Origin of the sequence: Falsiruegeria mediterranea M17, from assembly GCF_900302455.1 — a bacterium.
GTDB classification, from domain to species: domain Bacteria; phylum Pseudomonadota; class Alphaproteobacteria; order Rhodobacterales; family Rhodobacteraceae; genus Falsiruegeria; species Falsiruegeria mediterranea.
The window spans coordinates 115860-138116 of sequence record NZ_ONZG01000009.1 but is presented as its reverse complement, the minus strand read 5'-3'; the positions used below and the strand labels follow the sequence as shown (position 1 = coordinate 138116).

Genomic DNA, 22257 nt, shown 5'->3' with positions numbered 1-22257 from the left:
TCCCTTCGGTTTCTTTTAGTCCGCCTGCAGGCGATCCAGATCCAGTTCGCTGGAGAACAAGAACCGCTCCAGCGCGTAGTTGATGACAGCGGTGTTCGACGTGACCTGGCTGACCAACAGCTCAAAGCCGGGGTCCGTGACCCGCAGCGACTTGAGGTGATTGCGGGCGCCTTCGACGAAATCCGGCTGTCGACCGGTTTCCCCAGCAAGGATGATGCTCGAAGGGCCCAAAAGCGCAGCTACGGCATCCAATCCAAGCGCCATGCGTTGACCTGCCTCAAAAAACGCGCGCTTGACCTCTCCATCCCCATCTTCGGCCATTTGCAATGCGCGGGCTAAAGCTGCCGCCTTGCGGCTGCTGTCGCGTGCGGATTCCAATTTTCCGGCCGCAATCAGCTGGTCCACGACCGCAAATCCAGATGCTGTGGCCTCCAGGCACCCTTTGCGCCCGCACGAACAGGAGCGGCTGTCCCCTGCAAAGGCCAGATGCGCGATGTCACAGGATGCGCCTGCCAGTTGATGCCCCCCCAGCACCGCCGCGGCCCCGATACCAAGGCTGTTGTTGACCAGAACCAGATCGCCCTGCCCGGCCCCTTGCCCGCGTGTCATTTCGACCTGCAGCAGCGATACGGCGCGCACCTCGACGCTGACGGGCAGGCACATGTTCTCTTCGATCAGCTGACCCACAGGCACGCTGGTCCAACCCAAGGGCGCGGACGTCACAACCCCGTCGACGCAGTTTCGGCTGGCCGCCGCGACCATGACGCCGACGCCAATGATACGATTCGACTCAAGCCCTAGCTCGGCGATCATGGCGTGCGCCGTCTCGCACAAAGCGCGCAAAACCTCTTCGGCGCGGGTCCGACTGATGTGCAATTGGCGCGTCTCGATCTCGGTGCCTGAAACATCCGAAACACCCACCGAAAGGCGGTTGGCCGTGACCGTGAACCCAAGAACAAATGCCGTGTTCTGGGCCATGCTCAGCGTGACCTCTTTGCGACCAGTTTTCCCTTTGGATTGAACACGCTCGCCTTCGACCAGCAGCCCGGCCTCAATCAGCTCGCGGGTGATCCGCGAGACCGCCGCCCCGGTCAGCCCGGTGTGCTTGACCAACTGCAAACGGGTTGTCCCGCCTTGCGAGAAAACCGTGCGCAAAATCTCCTCTCGATTGGCGCGCCGAATGCCCGCCGTGGAAAGTGTGTTTGGCAAAGTGTCTTGCATTTGTTTTCGGTTCCGAGTTAATTACAGACAGTAACAAACTTTCCTGAGAAAGGGCCGAAGTCAACCAAAACCTTACACGGCCAAGGAAAAACAGGCCGAATCTCTCTGGGAGGAACACATGAAAACACTCATCAAATCATTGGCAGCGGGCGCCGCGATCGCGGTTGCATCGCTGACCTCGGCCCAGGCCGAAGGCTATCCCGATCGCCCCATCACCATGGTCATTCCATACGGACCCGGCGGTGCCGCGGACCTGTCCGCGCGTCTGATTTCGGGCACCGCGCCCAGCTATCTGGGTCAGCCGATCCTGGCCGTGAACCGCACTGGCGCGGCCGGCGTTGTAGGCTCGAACTTCGTCATCAACTCCAAGGCAGACGGCTACACCCTGCTCTCCGCTCGCGTAGGCTCGCAAATGGGCGTGCCGGCGATGAACAAGACCATCCCGTATGAGTGGGACGACTTCACCATGCTGGGTCTGATCGAAACCAACCCCTTTGTCCTGGTGGTGGCCGGCGACAGCCCGATCAACAGCTTTGCCGAGTTCGAAGCCGCCATCAAAGACGGCACCGAAATGACTTACGGCTCGGCCGGGGTCGGCACGCTGCTGCACATCGCAACTGCTGTTATGGCCGACACCATGGGGGCCAACGCAGACAACCTGATCCACGTCCCTTACAAAGGTGGCGGAAAGGCGCGCGCCGCGATCATCGGCGGTCAGGTGGATTTCATGTGGCAGAACCTGTCGGGTGTGATCAACGCCATCGAGGGCGGTCAACTCAAGGCGCTGGCCATCACCACGCCCGAGCGGTTCGAAGCCGTGGGTGACATCCCGACTGTTGGCGAACTGGGATACCCGGACATGGAACAGATCATCGGTTGGAGCGCCATCTACGGCCCGCCCGATCTGCCCGAAGATGTCGTCGCCGCCTGGACCGACACGCTGCAAAAGCTGAAGGACGACAAGGCCTGGAACCGCATGACCACCCAGCTGGGCAACGTCGTCGACATTCGCAGCCCCGAAGAAACCAAGGCCTTCGTCGAAGCGCAATACAACATCTTCAACACTGCTCTGGACAAACTGGGTCTCACCATTCGCTGAACCACCACTCACGAGAGACCTTTGGGCGGCGCGCCCACCGTGCCGCCCACTTGAAACCACTCAATCGGATTTAACACGATGACCCGTCCCAACATTCTATTCATTCAGGCCGACCAACTCGCTGCCAACGCCCTTGCGCCCTATGGCAACAAGACCGTCAAGGCGCCGAACATCGACCGTCTGGCGGACGAAGGGGTCGTTTTTGAGAACTGCTATTGCAATCTGCCCATGTGCGGCCCCTCGCGCGCCTCGATGCATGCCGGACGCCTGCCGTTCGCCATCGAGATGTACGACAACGCCAATGAATTTCACGCCGACATCCCGACCTTTGCCCATTACTTGCGCGGGTTGGATTACCGCGTCGAGATGTCGGGCAAGATGCACTTTGTCGGCCCCGACCAGATGCACGGCTATGAAAAACGCCACACGACCGAGATCTATCCCGCGAACTTTGCCTGGACGGTCGATTGGTCGAAGGGGCGCGAATACAAGCCCACTAACCTGACCATGGCCCCGATCATCGAAAGCGGCCCTGCCGTGCGCACCCTGCAAATGGATTACGATGACGAGGTCGCCTATCACGGCACTCAGGCGCTCTATGATCTGGCGCGCAAGGACGATGGCCGCCCCTTCATGCTGACGGTCTCATTCACATCGCCACACTCGCCGTTTGTGATCGGGCAGGAATACTGGGACCTCTATGATCACGACGACATCGAGAGCCCCGCTGTTCCGCCGCTCGAAGAAAACGCGATGGATCACCTGAGCCGCAATCTGCACTATTGCCAGTCGCGCCACGAATTCACCGTCACGGATGAGCACCGTCGCATGGCCCGGCACGGGTATTACGGCATGATTTCCTACATCGACGAGAAAATCGGTCAGATGATGGACGTGCTGGAGAAAACCGGCCTAGCCGAGAACACCATCGTCATCGTCACCGCCGACCATGGCGAAATGATGGGCGAACGCGGAATGTGGTTCAAACAGCATTTCTTTGAATGGGCAGCGAAAGTCCCGTTCATCGTGCATGCACCCAACCGTTACTCCGCGGCCCGCGTGAAAGAGAACTGCTCGCTGGTGGACCTGATGCCGACGTTGATGGACATGGCGGCGGGTGAGGCCTGGAACGGGTACGCGTCACCCATCGATGGGAATTCTTTGGTGCCTGCCTTGAACGGCAACACTGATGCCATGACCGATCTGTGCATTGGCGAGTTTGCCGCCGACGGCTCCACCGGGCCAAGCCGCATGGTCAAGCGTGGACCATGGAAGCTGATGTGGCTCGAGGGGGTGGATACCCTGCTCTACAACACCGACGACGACCCAAACGAGGTCAACAACCTGGCCGATGATCCGACCCATGCCGACCTGCGGGCCGAACTGGAGGGGATTCTGTTCGATGACTGGGACCCGGATGCGCTGCGGGTGCAGATCCGCGCCAGCCAGCAACGCCGTTTGGCCATCCATAATATCACGGGGGGTGAACCCTCATACGTCAATCTCGTGCGCGAGGATGACGACCGCCGCTACATCCGCAACGCGGGTGCGGCTGACACCAAGGCCAAAGCCCGACTGCCCTATGTGGCCCCGGCAAAACCTGACAAGGTCGTGTGAACAATGGACTATGACTACATCATCGTGGGTGCCGGTTCAGCCGGCTGTGTACTGGCCAACCGCCTGTCCAAGGACCCGTCGATCAAGGTTCTGCTGCTCGAAGCGGGCGGCAAGGACAACAACCCGTGGATCCACATCCCGGTTGGCTACTTCAAGACGCTGCACAACCCAAACACCGACTGGTGCTACAAGGCCGAGCCTGATCCGGGCCTGAATGGCCGCAGCCTGGACTGGCCGCGCGGCAAGACGCTTGGCGGGTCGTCCTCGATCAATGGTTTGCTCTACGTGCGTGGCCAGAAAGAAGACTATGACCACTGGGCGCAGTTGGGAAATCGGGGCTGGTCTTATGACGATGTGCTCCCCTTGTTCAAACGATCGGAAACCCACGAAGGTGGCGATGCCGAACTGCACGGTCAGGACGGAGAGCTTTCCGTATCCCTGATCCGCGCCAAGTCCGAGATCTCTGAGGCGTTCATTGAAGCCGCTGTCGAGATGGGTGTCCCCCGGACCAATGACTACAACGGTGAGAATCAGGAAGGTGCAGGCTACTTTCACCAAACCGCCAAGAAAGGCTTTCGCTGCTCTTCGGCCAAGGCGTTCCTGACCCCGATCAAGGGCAAGCGAGACAACCTGACCGTTCTGACGCATGCCCACACCACCGGTCTGGCCTTTGCCAGTGACGCGCCCAAGCAGGTTACTGGCGTGAACTTCATCCATCAGCACGCCCCCAAGACAGCGCGCCTGCGCCCGGGTGGAGAAGTCATTCTGTCCGCAGGGGCAATTGGTTCGCCGCAGATCCTGGAGCTGTCGGGAATTGGCCAAGGTCAAGTTCTGCAAAATGCCGGGATCGGCGTGAGGCACGAACTTCCAGGCGTAGGCGAGTGTTTGCAGGACCACCTGCAGATACGTCTGGTCTATGAAGTGAACGTTGCAACCTTGAATGACGCTATCAATTCGTTCGTTCATCGCATGGGAATTGGCCTGGAATATGCGCTCAAACGCACCGGCCCGATGAGCCTTGGCGCAAGCCAGGTGGTCATTTTTGCCAAATCGATGGAAGGGTTGGAAACCCCTGACATCCAGTTCCACTTCCAGCCGCTGTCAGCGGACAAGCCGGGGATCGAGATGCACCCCTTTTCGGGCTTTACCTCTTCCGTTTGTCAGCTGCGCCCCGAAAGCCGCGGGCACATCCACATCAACAGTCCGCGATCCGAGGATCATCCCCTGATCGTGCCGAATTATCTTTCGGCTACCGCAGACCAGCTTTGTGCCATTCGCGCAGTCAAGTTTGCGCGCGCGATGACCAAGACCAAAGCCCTGTCACCCTTCATCGTGCGCGAACACGTTCCCGTGGGTCCGGTTGAAACAGACGAACAACACCTTGAGGCCGCGCGCAACATCGCTCAAACTATCTATCATCCGACCTCGACCTGCCGGATGGGTCATGATGACCAAGCCGTCGTCGATGACAGATTGCGGGTACATGGCATTGGCGGACTTCGCATTGCGGACGCCTCGATCATGCCTGCCATCGTCAGCGGCAACACAAATGCACCGGCTATCATGATCGGCGAAAAAGCCAGCGACATGATCTTGCAGGACCGACGATCGGGGGCTCAAAAGGCGGCCTGACCTCTCCCCGAGCAGGCGCCTTGAGGCGCGGGAATGGCATCGCGGTTTCGACTACCGGACGACCGCTGCACACCACATGCTATACCCGCGCCGCAAAAAACTGCCTGTTTCGACACCAGAACCACCCGATGCGAGCTTTTCTCTCCTCTCAAGCTTGCATCACACCTCCGCCATGAGGGATTTGGCGGAAAGACCGGGTTCGGCGCTCACCGGACCCGGTTTTCCTGTTTCCGTCCGAGCTCATTCGGTGGGCAACAACCAGCCGCGGTAAGTGGCAATCTGGCCCACCCATGGCATCGCAATTTCGACGTCGAACACAAAGCGGTCGTCTATCTGTGTCTCGAAACTTTGCCCTGTGGGCAGAAGGGCTTTGGGTAAAGGCAAAGGCCCAAAGGCCCATGCCATCGGCTCAAGAACCAAACGATCCCTATCGGTCTGGAAAGCAACGGTCACGTCAATCATCCCAAACCGCTCGTTAACAATGCCGGGCTGCGCATTTGGTGCTTGGTACTGGTAGGACATAAACGTGTGACCGGCAAAATCGCGCTGCCACACTTCTCCTCAGTCTTGTGGAATGAAACTGACCGATACCGGAACCGCGTCACCCTCCGGCGGCAAACGCATCACCCAGCCGATCAGCCGAGACAGAATGCCCGCACCGCGCCAGATCCTAGCCTGTCCTGACCAGGTTCGAGGATCGGCACTGCCGTGCAAAGCCAGCAATTGCGGCGGCAGATCATCAAGGGCTGCGCCCAGAACCCGCCGGTAAAGAACGATCATTTGAACAGACGTTGCTTCACGTCAGGGTCGGGCATCGAGCACATGTCACCCTGCCCGAACCAGCGGTACCGATTGCGCGCGACCATTCGATAGAGCGCATCCCGAACGGATCTTGGTATGATCCGCATCCCAGTCAGAAGCCGCCATTTGCCGCCCAGCTTTTGTCCCGCATGAATGATGGCGTCGGACGACGTATAGGCTTGCCCCTGTTCCAGATACAGCCAAGAGGTTGGATCATCTGGGTCCAGCCCATGCTGCATCAACAGGGTCCGACCAAGCTCGGTCTGCATCGGTACGATCAGGAACTCTTGACTGTGATCATTGCGGGCAATCCAGGCCGCGCCACGCGCACAAAGCGCGCAATGGGCATCCATGACCGTCACGGCTGGGCGCGTCATGATATCGGCGACCTGATCAGAGAGGGGCAAGAGGAGAGTTTCATCGGCCATAGGGGAACGCTGGTTCAATTACAGGTCACTCACAACCGGCAAAGTGTCTCATCACGAGGACCCAAAAAGAAACCGGGGCACGCCATCAGGCGCGCCCCGGTTCATGTTCAAATCAAGCCTGGATCAGATTTTGCCTTTCCACGGGATCAGCCAGCTTTCCAATTTCCGCATGCCGACCTCGATGGCAAAGCCGATAACACCGATCACGATGATGCCGACGATGATGATGTCGGTCAGCTGGAACTTGGACGCGGTCACGATCATCTTGCCGAGACCCACGTTTGCCGCAACCAGTTCAGCCGCAACAACTGTACCCCAACAGACTCCCATGGCGACACGGGCACCAGTGAAGATGTCAGGCAAAGAGTTCGGGACGATGACCTTGCTGAGGATCTGCCACTTGGACGCCCCCAGCGAATAGGCCGCATGCACCTTGGAAATCGCAACCCCCGAGACCCCTGATCGGGCCGCAATGATCATGATCCATAGCGCCGCCAGGAACAGCAGGACAACCTTGCCAAGCTCACCAATCCCGAACCAGATGATCACCAGCGGGATCAGGGCTAAGGGTGGGATCGGACGCATGAATTCGACAATCGGGTCAAACCAACCGCGGGCCCAGCCTGTCAGCCCCATGGCATAGCCAATCGGGATGCCGATCAGAGCACCAAAGAAGAAGCCCAGCAAAACACGCTGCAGCGAGAAGCGTGTGTGCTCGAACAGGGTGTAGCCCTGATACCCTTCCTTGTTCAGCCAGAAGAAGCGCTGCAACACAACCTCGGGTGCCGGCAGATAGAGCCGCGCCATGCGCAGGCCCTTGGCCGGTTCAAACGTCGGCGTGCCCTTTTCGGTCAGACGGATCGTGCCGTCATCGGTCTTGACCTCGCCACCCGGTTCGATGGGTTGGCCATTGATCGTGATGATCTTGGAGCCTTCTTTCTTGCTGACCTCATCGTTTTTCCAGACGTTCACAACCTTGAACGCATAGCGCGCCACGGTCAGCGTATCGTTCTTGGCAAAACCCTCTCCGGGCTCGACTTCGATCGGATCAGGCTCGCGGCCCGGCTCGCCGCTCTCATCGACGGTCTGCTGGATGTCTTCGCGGTAAACCCGGACCGAAACGACCGCTTCGTCCGTGGTCCCGTCTTCAAGCTGCACCGTGTAGGTAAAGCTCGTGTCACCCAGGAAAGGGCCGGGCATCTTGGGGAGAGGAATCGTCGAGTTGGTGAAGGCCACCCAGAGCCAAAACACGGTGATGACCGAAACGACCGAAGCGACGCGGTTGGCCGTAATCGCGCTTTCATCGCCAAAGGTCACCGTTTTCAGTCGGTTGAAGCCTTTTTTCTCAAACGCGCTTTTGAAAACACGCTTTGCGATGAAAAACGACCCAAAGAACGCGCCTATGTAGAGGACGAGAACGAGCAAACCAGTCATGCGCTTTCCTCCGTCCGGCCCATGATTTCTTCTTCCATGTTCCAGATCATCTCAAGGATCTCTTCGCGCGTCCCGGCGTAGTCCTTGTGTTTCTTCACTTCCCGCAGGTCGTTGCCGACGCCAAGGTCCGCAAACGGCAGGCGGTATTCCTTGTGCACGCGACCGGGACGCGGCGCCATTACCAACAAGCGTTCGCCAAGCAGCAACGCCTCTTCGACCGAGTGGGTGATCAGGATGATGGTCTTGCCGGTGTCCTTCCACAGGTCCAGAACCAGCGACTGCATCTTTTCACGCGTCAGAGCGTCCAAGGCCCCGAGCGGTTCGTCCATCAGGATAACGTCCGGATCATTGGCCAGGCAACGCGCCAAGGCAACACGCTGCTGCATGCCGCCCGACAGCTCATAGATGGCCTTTTCCTTGAAGTCCTGCAGGCCAACAACTTCGAGAAGGTGTTCAACCTTCTCTTTGCTTTCTGCCCGGCTGACACCTTTCATGTCCGGACCAAAGCTCACGTTGTCGCGCACGTTCATCCATTCGAACAGCGCGCCTTGCTGAAACACCATGCCACGTTCCGGGCTGGGGCCAGTTTCGACCTGCCCATTCAGTTCAATTGTCCCTTCGGTCGGGGCCAAGAAGCCCGCGACGATATTCAAAAGCGTTGTCTTGCCACAGCCCGACGGGCCCAACACACTCATCAGTTCACCAGACTTGATGTCCAGCGACACGTTCTTCAGCGCTTGGACATGCCCACCGTTTGGCAGGTCAAAGCGCATCGAGATATCATTTATGAGAAGTCCAGACACCTGGATCCCCTTCTTTCCAAGGTGGGATCGCCTTACACGTAAAGCGAAAAAGGGGTGGGTGTTTTTTCAAACACCCACCCCACTTCACGAATAACGCTTAGTTGCCGCCCAAAGGACCTGCGTTCACGTTGTCCTCGTAAGAAGCTTTGGCCGCATCGATCGAACCCGATGCAACAAAGACGTCCGCAACGCCCTTCATAAACGTCGCCGCGTTGCCGCCCAACCATGCTGCGCTCAACTGCTCTTCGACGGTCGGGAACACAAAGGTTTTCAGCGTTGCCGCTGCATCCTCTTCGCTCATACCCGCGTCCTTGGCGATCACCGGCAACATCTTGGCGTGGTTAGCTTCATCCGCCCACATTGCGTTGGCTTCAGCGGTCACAGCCAGGAACTTGGCAACCATGTCACCTTCTTGAGCCACATAAGAAGTCGGCGCGGTTGTCGCATCGAATACCAGAATGCCCAGCTCGGTCTTTTCAGCACCGGTCAGCAGAACGTTACCCGAGCCCAGCATGCGGCGCAGCGCGCCACCCCAACCACAGGCCATGTCAACGGCGCCCTGGCTGAGTGCGGCTTCGCCTTCGGCCGGGGCCATGTCAACGATTTCCAAGCTGTCGAGCGAAACGCCAAAGTGCTCCATCTGCTTCAGGAAGCCATAGTGTGCAGCGGTCCCCAGTGGAACGGCAACCTTCTTGCCTGCCAGTTCGCTTGCGCTGTCCTTGTCGATCTCGTGATCTGCGCGCACCACGCAGTTGTCGTTGTCCGCGTAGGATACAGCGACGTCAACGACCTGAAGGTCCTGACCAGCCGAAGCCGCGACCACGAAAGGCGGAATGCCCTGGCTGACGGACAGTTGCACGTCGCCCGACGCCATCGCCGCGGACATCGCGGTACCTGTGTCAAAGCTGACCCAGTTGATCTTGGTGCCGAGTGCCTCGTCATACATGCCAGTTTCTTTGGCAAACTGGAACGGCATCGGCCACTCCAGGAAATACGCTACGGTCAGGTCTTCGGCCATGGCAGGTGCAGCACCTGCCAACATGGCCACGCTTGCCGCTGCGCCCATCAACTTGGATTTGAAAGTCATACGTCGTCTCCCTGTTGCCTGCCGTTAGGGCAGGTCGGATATCTTGGGCGGTGTTCCGCCTCTATGAGTGTTCAGGACGATCCCCCAGGAGGTTTCGTGGGGCCCGTACGTTGATCCGAGCCGAAAATCCTCACGCAATCAATGCCTTTTATGAGGGTTCACCAAAAAGAGAGAAGATGAAATTGGGGCTTTCAATTTGTGAAACCGCAGATTTCCGTGGTTTTTCAGACAAATATTGATGTAACAGGCAAGCGAAATTTCGGCGTGAAATCAGTACTGGACTTACCGCACCGCAGCATCTGGCCCTATCCGCGTGCCTATTTTTTAAAGTCTCTGGAGTCTTGAAGACGGCTCTGATTTCTTCACGAAAGATAGAGTCGATATCTGGCAGAATTTTGAAAGGACATGTCATGGACGGCACGTTCAACGAGAACGATCTTTCACACGTGGTCGAAGCCGACCGCGCCCACATTTGGCATCACCTGATCCAGCATAAACCCTTTGAAACCAATGATCCCCGCATCATTGTCGAAGGTAAAGGCATGCGGGTCTGGGACCAGAAAGGCAAAGAGCACCTGGATGCTGTTTCCGGCGGTGTCTGGACCGTCAACGTAGGCTATGGCCGCGAATCCATCTGCAAGGCGGTCTACGATCAGTTGATGAAGCTGTGTTACTTCGCAAACACCGCGGGCTCGATTCCCGGTGCGATCTTTGCTGAAAAGCTGATCGACAAGATGCCCGGCATGAGCCGCGTCTACTACACCAACTCGGGTTCTGAAGCGAACGAGAAGGCCTTCAAGATGGTCCGTCAGATCGCGCACAAGCGCTATGGCGGTAAGAAAACCAAGATCCTGTATCGTGACCGTGACTATCACGGCTCGACCCTGGCGACGATGTCGGCCGGTGGTCAGGACGAGCGCAACGCGCAGTACGGCCCCTTTGCGCCTGACTTCGTGCGCGTTCCCCACTGCATGGAATACCGCAAGCACGAGTTGGGTCACGAGGACCTGTCGGGCGAAGCATTCGGTAAGGCCGCAGCAGACGCCATCGAAGAGGTGATCCTGCGTGAAGGTCCTGAAACCGTTGGCGCATTGTGCCTGGAACCGGTGACCGCAGGCGGCGGTGTGATCGAAGCGCCCGAAGGCTACTGGGAGCGCGTGCAGGAGATCTGCAAAAAGTACGACGTGCTGCTGCACATCGACGAGGTTGTCTGTGGCGTTGGCCGCACCGGCACCTGGTTCGGCTATCAGCAGTACGGCATCAAGCCCGACTTCGTGACCATGGCGAAAGGTGTCGCCTCGGGTTACGCGGCGATTGCCTGCATGGTCACAACTGAAGAAGTCTTTGACATGTTCAAGGACGACGCAGCCGATCCGCTGGGATACTTCCGCGACATCTCGACCTTTGGTGGCTGCACCGCCGGTCCGGCAGCCGCGATCGAGAACATGCGTATCATCGAAGACGAAGACCTGCTGGGCAACTGCACCAATATGGGTGAGCGCATGCTGGGCAACCTGCAGGGCCTGATGGAAAAGCACAAGATCATCGGCGACGTACGCGGCAAGGGCCTGTTCCTGGGCGCCGAGCTGGTGGCGGACCGTGCCACCAAAGACCCTGTTGAAGAGAAGCTGGTTCAGGCCGTTGTGGCCGACTGTATGAATCAGGGCGTGATCATCGGCGCGACCAACCGTTCGCTGCCGGGCCGCAACAACACCCTGTGCTTCTCGCCCGCGCTGATCGCAACGGCAGATGACATCGATCAGATCACCGACGCCGTTGATGGCGCGCTTGGTCGGGTCTTTGGCTAACTGATATTTGCACACCCCTCTCTCCCCGCTTGGGGGTGCAAACTTAAAACCGGCGCGTCCTCCGCGCCGGTTTTTTTCTTGCCCGCACAAATTGGACTGCTCATCTTTTCAGATTTTGGAACTTCTTCACCCTCCGGTTTTGCGTCACATCCTCTGAAATTCGATTGAACTTTAGGAGCTTCAAGATGTGGGCCACCCCTGTCGCTTTGCGCGGCCACCACGCCAGCCTTGTCCCATTGGACATGGTACATGCCGACGACCTGGCCGCCGCCAGTGCTGACGGTGAACTGCATCGGTTGTGGTACACATGGATCCCTGCCCCCGATCAGGTCAGTGAGGAAATCGCCCGCCGCCTGTCCCTGCAAGACGACGGCAGCATGGTGCCCTTTGCAGTTCTAGACGCCTCGGGCCGCGCCGTTGGGATGACCACCTTCATGAATATCGACCACGGCGCAAAACGATTGGAAATCGGCTCGACCTGGTATGCCCGCTCGGCCCAACGAGGACCGCTGAATACCGAATGCAAGCTGATGCTGTTGCGCCATGCCTTTGAGACGCTTGACGCCATCGCGGTCGAGTTTCGGACACACGCCCTCAACCACCAAAGCCGCCGCGCGATCGAGCGGCTGGGGGCCAAACTGGATGGCATTTTGCGGTCACATATGGTGATGGCCAACGGGACCCTGCGCGATACGGCTGTCTATTCCATCATCGCTGGGGAATGGCCTGCGGTGCGCGCCAACCTGACCTGGCAGATGGAGAAACCCCGCGGCTGACACACAGTCTCGCAGCTGTGAAAGCGCGCGAAATCAGATTGTGCTATACTACTCCCATGCGTTGCAGATCGGCCGGGCCGGGCGCAACGATGTGTCAGGCCCTTTTCATGGCGATCCGCGCTTTTGGAAGGGGAAAGATATGGCAAAAACAATTGGCAATCCGATCAGCTGGGCAGCCCAAAACCTGGGCGCAACCGGCGATCATATGGGCGAGACGGTCACCCAACTTGGCAGTGAAGACACCAAAAACCTGCCAGAAATACGCACGCTCAGCACAAATGACATCCGTCACGCCTTGCGCGCAGGCTATGACGACTTTCTGGCCAGCCGGGCCGATGCAATTTTTATCGCGGTGGTCTATCCTTTGGCCGGGCTTGTGTTGTTTGGACTAGGTATGCGCATGGACTTGGTGCCGCTTTTGGCGCCGCTGGTGATGGGGTTTGCATTGTTGGGCCCGGTGGCCGCCGTTGGTCTTTATGAAATCAGCCGTCGTCGGGAACAGGGGCAAGAGGTGCACTGGTTGGACGCGTTCGGCGTCTTCCGCTCACCGTCGTTTGGGGCGGTCCTGGCCCTAGGGCTCTATCTGACCGCCCTTTTCGTGACTTGGATCCTGACCGCACAAAGCATCTACTCCCAGACCTTGGGCCCCGAGGCGCCTGTATCCCTGATGGCGTTCCTGACCGACGTGACCACCACCACCGCAGGCTGGACCATGATGATCGTGGGCGTTGCGGTCGGGTTCCTGTTTGCCCTGATCGCTCTGGCCATCAGCATCGTGAGCTTTCCTTTGCTGCTGGATCGTCAGGTCGGCGTCCCGGTTGCGGTTGTCACGTCCGTTCGCGTCATGCGGCAGAACCCGCGCATTGTTCTGACGTGGGGCGCTATCGTCGCGGCGATGCTGGTGATCGGCTCGATCCCGATGCTTTTGGGGCTGATCTTTGTCATGCCCATTTTGGGGCACGCGACGTGGCACCTGTACCGCCGGGCCATCGTTTGAGAAATTGCGCAGGCCGCAATTCGGCCTACGCCTAAGTGGCTTAACCGCCAACCTTCATGACGATCTTGCCGATGTGGCCAGAGCTTTCCATGCGTGCGTGCGCCTCGGCCGCTTGGGCAAAGTCAAACTCGCTGTCCATGACCGGGGCAACGGTGCCCGCATCCAACAGCGGCCAAACCGCCTCGCGCAGGTCCTGTGCAATCCGGGCCTTGGCCAGGTCGCTTTGCGGACGCAGGGTACTGCCGGTCAGGGTCAGGCGCTTGACCATCATCAGAGCAAAGTTTAGCTCGACCACCGGCCCTTGCAGAAAGGCGATCTGCACCAAGCGGCCGTCTTCAGCCAGACATTTGACGTTGCGGGGGATGTAGTCTCCGCCCACCATGTCCAGAATCAGGTTGGCACCGCCTTCGGCTTTCATCACCTTGACGAAATCCTCGTCCCGATAATTGATCGCCTTTTCAGCTCCGAGGTCCAGACACGCTTGGCATTTGTCGTCCGACCCAGCTGTGGCGAAGACACGCGCGCCAAACGCTTTGGCCAGTTGGATCGCGGTCGTTCCGATCCCGCTGGAACCGCCATGCACAAGGAACCGCTCCCCCGCTTTCAAACCGCCACGGGTAAAGACATTGGACCAGACGGTGAAGAATGTCTCGGGCAGGCACGCCGCCTCTTTCATACCCATGCCTGCCGGCACCGGCAGACAATGCGCGGCAGGAGTTGCCACAAATTCTGCATAGCCACCGCCCGGCAGCAGCGCACAGACCTGATCACCGATGTTCAGCCCATCAACACCGTCGCCAATGGCCACAACCTCACCCGAGCATTCCAGCCCCGGCAGATCGCTGGCACCGGGGGGCGGATCGTAGGCCCCGGCCCGCTGCAAGGCATCGGGACGGTTGACGCCGGCAAAGGCAACCTTGAGCACCACCTGACCATGCGCAGGCGTTGGCACAGTACGGTCGGTGAGTTGTAGAACCTCGGGGCCGCCGGGTTTGGTGATTTCAACGGCACGCATCGTTTCGGTCATCAGGGTCTCCTGCTTGATGTTCAGGGGCATGTCAGGCGATCAACCGCGCGGTGTCAACGACCCCGGCAGATCCTTCATCCGAACCGGCGCCTTGATCTGGCTCATCAGCCAATTCGGCCCGGCCAGCAAAGGTTTGAACAGGGGGTTCTTATTCACCTGCGCCTTGAACTTTTCGAATTGCATCACGTTGTCGATGCGGCGGTCCAAGAACTCCCAGGTCGCGTGATGGTCAGACGAATCATCGCCCAACCAGAACAAAACGGTTGAGGAATAGACTGCTGACAGCGTTGCGCGCTTTGTGTACCAATTGGCGTCTTGCGAGGTGTCACCAAGCGTGTCCCAGATCAGGTCACATGTTCCCCAAATCGCCTTGGCCCCATCGGCGGCATAGGCGGGCAAAGCGAAAAGCGTCGTACCCCGGCGCACCGCCTCTTTGTCGTCCGAAGCTTCCAGACGGAACCGGACCGCGGCGGCCACTTTTTCGCTGAACCGAAGCTCGCTCATGTCCTCGGACTGCATCCGCTCAAACATCTGCGCATCGCCGCGTGCATGGTAAGCCAACGCCAGATCCAACGCGCCGCGTGGGCAAACCGCGCGTGCCAACGTCCTGTCCATATCTGCATCCGCCACGGCAGCGGCAAACGTCGCCTCGGTCCAGCCATCAAAGGGCACATGGATCAGGGCGGCGTCCAAAAGGGTCTCGCGCAGGTCTTCGTAAGGCATGGTCATGGTCAATCTCCGAACCGTTACACATGTACTAGACATATTAGTGTCGCTTTGCTATACGGCCACTTCCTGCAAATCCTTGCAACTCTATCTAGAAAGGTGGTGAAAACCACATGCAGGTTAGTGTTCGTGACAACAATGTCGATCAGGCGCTTCGTGCCCTGAAGAAAAAGCTGCAGCGTGAAGGCGTCTTCCGCGAAATGAAGCTCAAGCAACATTTCGAAAAGCCGTCCGAGAAAAAAGCACGCGAGAAGGCTGAAGCGATCCGCCGTGCCCGCAAACTGGCACGCAAGAAAGCACAGCGCGAAGGTTTGCTCTAAGCAGATCAGCGGCTATTTTCAGACGCTATTTGACGACCCCCGAGGCCCTGCCGCGGGGGTTTGTCTTTTTGATCCTTCTGATTCTGTCCTTGCCCACCTTTTTCTTCCCTGGGACAATATTTGCCGGTTTCCTGTCGCGCTCTCAGCTTGAAGTTGCCGTTGCCGATTTCAGGCGTTTGGAACTGCGGCTTCTTGCGCATGACTTTCGGATGAAAAGGCGGCGCCTCGCGTGAATTCCCGGCCGCCACAACCGACTGTTTCTGTCATCCCTCCCGTCTCTTAGTGCCAAGGACGCGGCGCAGGCCGCCCACTCAACACACGGGAGAATACCATGTCACAAGCAAACGACTTAGAGCGGCAAATGCTTGATTTGATTAACGAAGAACGCACGTCGCGGGGATTGGACCCGGTTCAGCTCGAGCTCAGATTGAACGATTCATCCGAGGACCACAGTTCCTGGATGCTGCAACAGGATGTGTTCACGCATGCCGGCGCAAACGGATCGAGCGCCGGGGACCGGATGGAAGACGCGGGCTTTCAGTTTTCAGGCAACTGGACCTGGTCCGAGAACATCGCCTGGCAGAGCGAACGCGGTGCGCCGGGCTTGGCTGATGATGTCGAGGATTTGCACGAAGGCCTTATGAACAGCGCCGGACATCGTGCAAACATTTTGGATCCCAATGTCACAGTTGTCGGCATCGGCATCGAAACCGGTGATTATCAGGGTTACGATGCAGTGATGGTCACACAAAATTTTGCCCGGACCCAAGCCGAAGTTCAGTTGGATCATAACCCCACTACGCCCACGACTCCGGTTGATCCCCCAGAAGTGGTCGAGGTTGAGGTTCCTGACACGCCAACCCCAGAGCCAGAGCAACCAGTGACGCAACAGCCCGAAACAGAGCAACCTGTGGTCGCGCAACCCGAAGATGTCCTCCCACCCGAAGCAGAGGTGCCCGAGTTGCCTACCAACCCGCCGAACTCAATTGCCGACATGCTGCTTGAATGCTGGAGCGGCGAAGAGATTGTTTTCGAGTGGAGGCCGGTGAATCAAGGTACCCAGATCGAGCCCGCCTTGACGCAACCACAGGACATCGCACTGTTAAATCTGGAATCTGACCGTCCCACCACGGACGATCAGGATACCTGGTGTTTCAGCCCTGATGACCTGGGCGCATTCTTCTCGCAACCGATGTGGGACGACGGTTCATTCTGTTTCTGAACTGATCCCGGTCCGGCGCAATCCTGCGTCTGGCCGACAACGTTCCCTAAAGGCCAAACACCCTTTTGGCGTTGCCAGACAAAAACTGCTGGGCCTGCCTGTCATCCAGGCCCAGCGCATCGAACCCTTTCAGCGCCTGTTCCGGCGGCATCATGGGATAATTGGTGCCAAACAACACCTTATCGGTGCCGTGCCGCTTGAGAAACCGCACCAGCTCTGGCGGGTAGCGCCCCACTGTGTAGGCGGACGTATCAATGTAGACGTTCTCGTGCTTGGTCGCGACGGCCACCGCCTCTTCGGTCCAAGGATAGCCGATGTGCCCGCCCACAATGGTCAGCTCGGGGAAGTCCAGCGCCACCTGATCCAGGTACAGCGGCCGCCCGACCTCGGACGGCATCAGCGGGCCAGTGTGGCCGATCTGGGTGCAAAATGGCACGCGCATATCAACGCACGCCGCATAAACCGGGTAAAACCGACGATCTGTCGGCGGCACCTCCCACAGCCAGGGCAGAACGCGGATCGCCTTGAACCCCAACTCGGTCACACAGCGGCGGATCTCGCGTACTGCCTCCATCGGGTGGGCGATGTTGACCGAGCCGACGCCAACCAAGCGATCAGGCGCTTCGGCAACAAACCCGGCCACCTCGTCGTTCGAAATCATCGTGTTGCGTGGGGCTTCCCATGCGCTGATCAGCATGCGGTCTACTCCGGCCCGATCCATCAGACCAACAGTGGTCGCCACCGGAAGCTCTTTGGTCGGGGTCGGGGTTTTGGTCCATCGACGCAGCGAATCAAACATCGGGTCCTGGGCGTGTCTGAGCGTGGGGTGCTGACCCCAGGCGTCGATAACTTCGGTCACGGGCGATCTCCTGATGACAAGACGGAATCAGAGCAGTACTCTAGAGTGTAACTCTAATCGGTGATAGCACAACCCATGTCCTCCACGACCAAGGAGCTGATCCAAGCCGCTGCTCTTCGCCTGTTCGATGAACACGGCATCGCGGCGACTTCGATCGCGCAGATCAGAGCAGAAGTGGGCATATCCAACGGCAGCTTCTTTCACGCCTACAAAACCCGCGACAGCCTATGCGCGGACATCTATCTGCTGGCGCTCAAGGACTATCACGCAGCACTGGTGGCCGATCTGCCCAAGACGGCACAGGACGGGATCGCGGCGCTGATCACCGCGCATCTGGAGTGGGTGGTCACATCCGGCCCGTTGGCACGGTTTCTGTTTGAACATGCTCGGCCTGAATGGCTGGACAACATCCGCGCGGAACAAGCCAGTGAAAACGCCAAACTCGCCGAAAGTCTGGCAACTTGGCGCGCACCATTGGCCAAAGCCGGAGCCTTGCACCCGATGCCCGAGATGATGTTCTTTGCTCAGCTGATCGGCCCGGCCCAAATCTTTTGCCGGGCATGGCTATCGGGTCGACACGCCGAAGACCCGCGCACGCATGCACAGGCCTTGATCGACAGTGCCTGCCGGGTTCTGACCCTGACGCCGGATCAATAGACCTTGGGCACGTAAAGCTCGTCAGGCAGAAACTGGCGCTCGTATTCCGGGTTGTACTTGCGATCCGGCAGATCGACCTTTTCGCTTGGTACATCCTCATACGGGATTTGCGTCAGCAGGTGCTCGATGCAGTTCAACCGTTCGCGCTTTTTGTCGTTGCCTTCAACAATGTACCACGGCGCTTCGGGGATGTTGGTCCGCTCGAACATCTCTTCCTTGGCCTTGGTGTACTGTTCCCACCGAATGCGGCTTTCCAGATCCATCGGGGACAGCTTCCACTGTTTCATCGGGTCGTGGATGCGCATCAGGAATCGCAATTGCTGTTCTTCGTCGGTGATCGAGAACCAGTACTTCAGCAAAATGATCCCCGACCGCACCAGCATCCGCTCAAATTCAGGCACGTCGCGGAAAAACGCCTCGACCTCGTCGTCGGTGGCAAACCCCATGACCCGTTCGACCCCGGCGCGATTGTACCACGACCGGTCGAACAGAACGATTTCACCACCCGCAGGCAGGTGCGGCACATAACGCTGGAAATACCATTGGCTTTGTTCGCGACGTGAGGGCGCAGGCAGCGCAACGACACGGGCAATACGCGGGTTCAGGCGTTGGGTGATCCGTTTGATCACACCACCCTTGCCGGCTGAATCGCGCCCCTCCATCAGGATCACAACCTTCTGGCCGGTGTGCTGCACCCAGTCTTGCAGCTTGATCAATTCGGCCTGCAGGCGCAGCAGGTTGCGGAAATACACTTTGCGGTCGAGCATCTCGGGATGCTGTGCGCGATAGATCTTGCGGATTTCCATCGACAGCATCGGTTCGCTGAACTCGATTTCAAAATCCTCGTCCAGCGTGTCCTCCAACTCGGCTTCCAACCAGTCCATTGCAGATGTGTTAGATTCCTCGGTCACGGGGCCGGTTCCTTCCTTCAATTCAACAAACACCCAATACAAAGATCAGGTAACGCTTTGGTGTCGGCCTTCAATACGGCCACCACCATCTCACTTGGCCAACAATCAACGGCAGGCTTGAGACAAGACATGATGATATGGCTGGCAGATCAACACAACCGCAATTTGTTTGCAGGCAAATGCTTGCCAACGCATTGATTTTGATCAACGTGGGGCGGGAGAGACTGAAAAAGCTATAGGGAGCGGCATGACCCATCTGCTGTCAAATCTTCCCCAGCTATGGCCGTGGCTGATTTTGTTGGGTGCTCTTGGCTGCGGGTGGGTCGGGCTCCGACGCGCGGCATTTGTTTTGCTTGCAGCATGGATATGCGTCGCCGCCTTGACAGGCATCATATCCACTATGGCCATGATCGCCGTGATCTTGGGCTTAGGTCTGGCCGCTTGGCTCCGCACCGCTTCGGGGCCATTGGCTATCGCAGGATGGAGCACCCTAGTGCTGTGGTCATTGGCCATGGGCGCACATCTGTTTCCCGGATTCAACAATCCCATTATGTTGGACAATGTCCTTTCGGGACCAAACAGCGGCCTCTTCACCCTGCACCTGAACGCCGACAAACCGTTGGTGTTTTTTGCCCTATTGCTAGCTTGGCGCCCGTTGTTGGAACAGGACCGCCACCGGCAAACGGTGCCTCTGCTTCTCTCGGTGGCTCTGGCCGTTGCGCTCTTTCCCTTGGCCATCGCTTCTGGTGCCTTGGCGATCGAGTTCAGCCTGCCCGATTGGTTTATGCTCTTTGCGTTGGTCAATCTTTTGATGACCTGCCTGACAGAAGAGGCCTTCTTTCGCGGCTTTCTGCAAAAGGCGCTGACGGCACGCATTGGGATGGCCGGAGGCATCGCCGCTGCCAGCCTGCTATTTGGCCTGGTGCATTTTCCAGCGGGTCCAGCGGTGGTGGTCTTTGCGACCTTGCTTGGTGCCGCATGTGGTTTGGGACAATGGTATGGCGGGCGCATGCGCTATGCGGTTCTCATCCACTTCGGCTTCAACCTTACACACCTGCTGTTCTTCACATACCCCGGCCCTGCCTAAACAGGCAGCGCAGTGGTCTTGAACACTGTGCGCAAGGCAAAAGAGCTTTGCATCTGCGCCACACCGGGCAGTCGGGCCAGATGTTGGCGGTGAATACGCGCGAAATCTTCGGTGTTTTCGGCGACGACCTTCAGGATGTAATCCGCCGTTCCAGCCATTAGATGACACTCCAGCACATCCGGGATTCGGCCAACCGCCTTTTCAAACGCATCCAGAACCTCGTCCGCCTGCCCTTGCAAGGTGATCTCGACAAACACCGTTGTCGGTACACCCAGCTTGCGTGGATCGAGAAGCGCCACGTAGTCACGGATGTAGCCGTCTGCTTCTAGCCGCTGAACGCGCCTATGGCAGGCGGATGGAGACAGATTGGCCTGTTCCGACAACTCTGCATTGGACATCCGCCCCTTGCGTTGTAACGCCCTGAGGATCCGCCGATCCGTTGCATCTAAGCTCATTGGCGCACGTCCTTTGCGTGTTTCATCTCATTGGCGCGATATTATCCCAAAAATACCGCGGTATACGAGGGGGGTTTCAGAAAAATTGCGGCCCAAGTCTGCACATAATTTAGGCAGATTGTGAACGGAGGAATCGCAATGAAAATCGGGTGCCCCACAGAAATCAAACCCCAGGAATTCCGCGTCGGCATGACGCCGGACGCCGCTCGCGAAGCGGTCAACCACGGCCACGAGGTGATCATCCAGAAAGGTGCAGGCGCTGGTGCCGGCTTCACGGATGAGGATTACGTCTCGGCCGGTGCAGCGATCATCGACACTGCGGCGGAGATCTTTGCCGCTGCCGACATGATCGTGAAAGTCAAAGAGCCCCAGGCGGGCGAGCGCAAAATGCTGCGCGAAGGCCAGCTGCTGTTCACCTATCTGCATCTGGCCCCCGATCCGGATCAGACACACGACCTGCTGGCCTCGGGCTGTACTGCGATCGCCTATGAAACCGTAACCGACGATCGTGGCGGCCTGCCTCTGCTGGCGCCAATGTCTGAGGTTGCTGGCCGCCTTGCCCCGCAGGTCGGCGCGTGGACCCTGCAAAAGGCCAACGGTGGTCGTGGCGTTCTGATGGGTGGTGTTCCGGGCGTGGCCCCGGCCAAGGTTGTGGTCATCGGCGGCGGTGTCGTGGGCACCCATGCCGCCAAGATCGCCTCAGGCATGGGTGCAGACGTCACCGTTCTGGACCGGTCGCTGAACCGTCTGAAGTACCTCGACGACGTCTTTGGTCGTGACTTCAAGAACCAGTACTCCACCGCAGGCGCCACCGCCGAGTTGGTGCGCGAGGCCGATATGGTCATCGGCGCAGTTCTGATCCCCGGCGCCGAAGCTCCGAAATTGGTGTCGCGCGCGCAGCTGAGCGAGATGAAGCCCGGCGCAGCTTTGGTCGACGTGGCCATCGACCAGGGTGGTTGTTTCGAGACCTCCAAAGCAACCACGCATGCCGATCCGATCTATGAAGTCGATGGCGTGATGCACTATTGCGTCGCCAACATGCCCGGCGCGGTGGCCCGCACGTCGACCCAGGCTCTGGGGAACGCGACGCTGCCCTTTATGCTGAACCTGGCGAACAAAGGCTGGAAACAAGCCTGTGCCGAGGACCCGCACCTGCTGAATGGCCTGAACGTTCATGCAGGTCAGTTGACCTACTATGCGGTTGGCAAAGCCTTGGGCATCGACGTTGTGTCACCGCAACTGGTGATCAAGTAAAATAGCAGTCGCATTTAACGACCTAAGCCCCGGCCT

At 58.6% G+C, this 22257-nt stretch carries 23 protein-coding genes; 11 read left to right on the top strand and 12 right to left on the bottom strand.

Annotated features, from left to right (window positions below; translation table 11 throughout):
- Window positions 1-15: 15 nt before the first annotated feature.
- Window positions 16-1221: an ROK family transcriptional regulator gene (locus TRM7615_RS17525; RefSeq protein ID WP_108789874.1), complete on the bottom strand. Its 1206-nt coding sequence runs from the start codon at window positions 1219-1221 to the stop codon at window positions 16-18.
- Between the two features lie 118 nt (window positions 1222-1339).
- Between TRM7615_RS17525 and TRM7615_RS17520 the strand changes: the two genes are divergently transcribed.
- The 3 genes from TRM7615_RS17520 (at window position 1340) to TRM7615_RS17510 (ending at window position 5569) form a co-directional block, all read left to right on the top strand.
- Window positions 1340-2320: a Bug family tripartite tricarboxylate transporter substrate binding protein gene (locus TRM7615_RS17520; protein WP_108789872.1), complete on the top strand. Its 981-nt coding sequence runs from the start codon at window positions 1340-1342 to the stop codon at window positions 2318-2320.
- Between the two features lie 78 nt (window positions 2321-2398).
- A complete protein-coding gene (gene betC / locus TRM7615_RS17515; protein WP_108789870.1) occupies window positions 2399-3937 on the top strand; it encodes a choline-sulfatase in 1539 nt (512 codons plus the stop codon).
- Window positions 3938-3940: 3 nt separating this feature from the next.
- Window positions 3941-5569: a GMC family oxidoreductase gene (locus tag TRM7615_RS17510; RefSeq protein ID WP_108789868.1), complete on the top strand. Its 1629-nt coding sequence runs from the start codon at window positions 3941-3943 to the stop codon at window positions 5567-5569.
- A 240-nt stretch (window positions 5570-5809) separates the two neighbouring features.
- On the opposite strand, the gene TRM7615_RS17505 is transcribed toward TRM7615_RS17510, so the two are convergent.
- From TRM7615_RS17505 to TRM7615_RS17480, 6 genes are all read right to left on the bottom strand, one after another.
- The gene (locus TRM7615_RS17505; protein ID WP_108789866.1) at window positions 5810-6124 is read right to left on the bottom strand and encodes a DUF4166 domain-containing protein; all 315 of its coding nucleotides are present in this window, start codon (window positions 6122-6124) and stop codon (window positions 5810-5812) included.
- Between the two features lie 6 nt (window positions 6125-6130).
- On the bottom strand, window positions 6131-6349 hold the full coding sequence (locus tag TRM7615_RS17500) for a DUF4166 domain-containing protein (protein ID WP_108789864.1): 219 nt from the start codon (window positions 6347-6349) through the stop codon (window positions 6131-6133).
- Window positions 6346-6747, bottom strand: a complete 402-nt coding sequence (locus TRM7615_RS17495) for a thiol-disulfide oxidoreductase DCC family protein (protein WP_108790103.1) — start codon at window positions 6745-6747, stop codon at window positions 6346-6348. The genes TRM7615_RS17500 and TRM7615_RS17495 overlap by 4 nt, the downstream gene beginning before the upstream one ends.
- Window positions 6748-6921: 174 nt before the next feature.
- Window positions 6922-8223 carry an ABC transporter permease gene (locus tag TRM7615_RS17490; protein ID WP_108790100.1) on the bottom strand — a complete coding sequence of 434 codons (1302 nt, stop codon included), beginning with the start codon at window positions 8221-8223 and terminating at the stop codon, window positions 6922-6924.
- 5 nt (window positions 8224-8228) lie between these two features.
- Complete coding sequence (locus TRM7615_RS17485) at window positions 8229-9035, bottom strand: taurine ABC transporter ATP-binding protein (protein ID WP_108789862.1); 807 nt, start codon at window positions 9033-9035, stop codon at window positions 8229-8231.
- 97 nt (window positions 9036-9132) lie between these two features.
- Complete coding sequence (locus tag TRM7615_RS17480) at window positions 9133-10122, bottom strand: taurine ABC transporter substrate-binding protein (protein ID WP_108789859.1); 990 nt, start codon at window positions 10120-10122, stop codon at window positions 9133-9135.
- A 410-nt stretch (window positions 10123-10532) separates the two neighbouring features.
- On the opposite strand from TRM7615_RS17480, the gene TRM7615_RS17475 reads away from it, so the two are divergent.
- The 3 genes from TRM7615_RS17475 (at window position 10533) to TRM7615_RS17465 (ending at window position 13703) form a co-directional block, all read left to right on the top strand.
- Window positions 10533-11930, top strand: coding sequence for an aminotransferase family protein (locus tag TRM7615_RS17475; protein WP_108789857.1), 1398 nt, complete (start codon window positions 10533-10535; stop codon window positions 11928-11930).
- A 185-nt stretch (window positions 11931-12115) separates the two neighbouring features.
- On the top strand, window positions 12116-12706 hold the full coding sequence (locus TRM7615_RS17470; RefSeq protein ID WP_108789855.1) for a GNAT family N-acetyltransferase: 591 nt from the start codon (window positions 12116-12118) through the stop codon (window positions 12704-12706).
- Between the two features lie 139 nt (window positions 12707-12845).
- Window positions 12846-13703 (top strand): DUF2189 domain-containing protein, encoded by an 858-nt coding sequence (locus TRM7615_RS17465; RefSeq protein ID WP_108790097.1) that lies wholly within the window; start codon window positions 12846-12848, stop codon window positions 13701-13703.
- A 40-nt stretch (window positions 13704-13743) separates the two neighbouring features.
- Here the strand turns inward: TRM7615_RS17465 and TRM7615_RS17460 are convergent, their stop codons facing one another.
- Window positions 13744-14730, bottom strand: coding sequence for an NAD(P)H-quinone oxidoreductase (locus tag TRM7615_RS17460; protein ID WP_108790094.1), 987 nt, complete (start codon window positions 14728-14730; stop codon window positions 13744-13746).
- Between the two features lie 39 nt (window positions 14731-14769).
- On the bottom strand, window positions 14770-15459 hold the full coding sequence (locus TRM7615_RS17455; protein ID WP_108789853.1) for a COQ9 family protein: 690 nt from the start codon (window positions 15457-15459) through the stop codon (window positions 14770-14772).
- 110 nt (window positions 15460-15569) lie between these two features.
- Between TRM7615_RS17455 and rpsU the strand changes: the two genes are divergently transcribed.
- Together rpsU and TRM7615_RS17440 are read left to right on the top strand one after the other, a co-directional pair.
- A complete protein-coding gene (gene rpsU / locus TRM7615_RS17450; RefSeq protein ID WP_005614280.1) occupies window positions 15570-15776 on the top strand; it encodes a 30S ribosomal protein S21 in 207 nt (68 codons plus the stop codon).
- A gap of 361 nt (window positions 15777-16137) precedes the next feature.
- The gene (locus tag TRM7615_RS17440; protein WP_235824128.1) at window positions 16138-16998 is read left to right on the top strand and encodes a CAP domain-containing protein; all 861 of its coding nucleotides are present in this window, start codon (window positions 16138-16140) and stop codon (window positions 16996-16998) included.
- 46 nt (window positions 16999-17044) lie between these two features.
- Here TRM7615_RS17440 and TRM7615_RS17435 read toward each other — a convergent pair whose 3' ends face one another.
- Window positions 17045-17857: an amidohydrolase family protein gene (locus TRM7615_RS17435; protein WP_207775244.1), complete on the bottom strand. Its 813-nt coding sequence runs from the start codon at window positions 17855-17857 to the stop codon at window positions 17045-17047.
- Window positions 17858-17932: 75 nt separating this feature from the next.
- Here TRM7615_RS17435 and TRM7615_RS17430 point away from each other — a divergent pair, with 75 nt between their 5' ends.
- A complete protein-coding gene (locus TRM7615_RS17430) occupies window positions 17933-18514 on the top strand; it encodes a TetR/AcrR family transcriptional regulator (RefSeq protein ID WP_108789846.1) in 582 nt (193 codons plus the stop codon).
- Here the strand turns inward: TRM7615_RS17430 and ppk2 are convergent.
- Window positions 18508-19398 (bottom strand): polyphosphate kinase 2, encoded by an 891-nt coding sequence (gene ppk2, locus TRM7615_RS17425; RefSeq protein WP_370739828.1) that lies wholly within the window; start codon window positions 19396-19398, stop codon window positions 18508-18510. The two genes, TRM7615_RS17430 and ppk2, sit on opposite strands and share 7 nt — an antisense overlap.
- A 427-nt stretch (window positions 19399-19825) precedes the next feature.
- Between ppk2 and TRM7615_RS17420 the strand changes: the two genes are divergently transcribed.
- Complete coding sequence (locus tag TRM7615_RS17420) at window positions 19826-20512, top strand: CPBP family intramembrane glutamic endopeptidase (RefSeq protein WP_165821467.1); 687 nt, start codon at window positions 19826-19828, stop codon at window positions 20510-20512.
- On the opposite strand, the gene TRM7615_RS17415 is transcribed toward TRM7615_RS17420, so the two are convergent.
- Window positions 20509-20967, bottom strand: a complete 459-nt coding sequence (locus tag TRM7615_RS17415) for an Lrp/AsnC family transcriptional regulator (RefSeq protein WP_108789842.1) — start codon at window positions 20965-20967, stop codon at window positions 20509-20511. The two genes, TRM7615_RS17420 and TRM7615_RS17415, sit on opposite strands and share 4 nt — an antisense overlap.
- Window positions 20968-21105: 138 nt before the next feature.
- Between TRM7615_RS17415 and ald the strand changes: the two genes are divergently transcribed.
- A complete protein-coding gene (ald, locus tag TRM7615_RS17410) occupies window positions 21106-22221 on the top strand; it encodes an alanine dehydrogenase (protein ID WP_108789840.1) in 1116 nt (371 codons plus the stop codon).
- Window positions 22222-22257 lie beyond the last annotated feature (36 nt).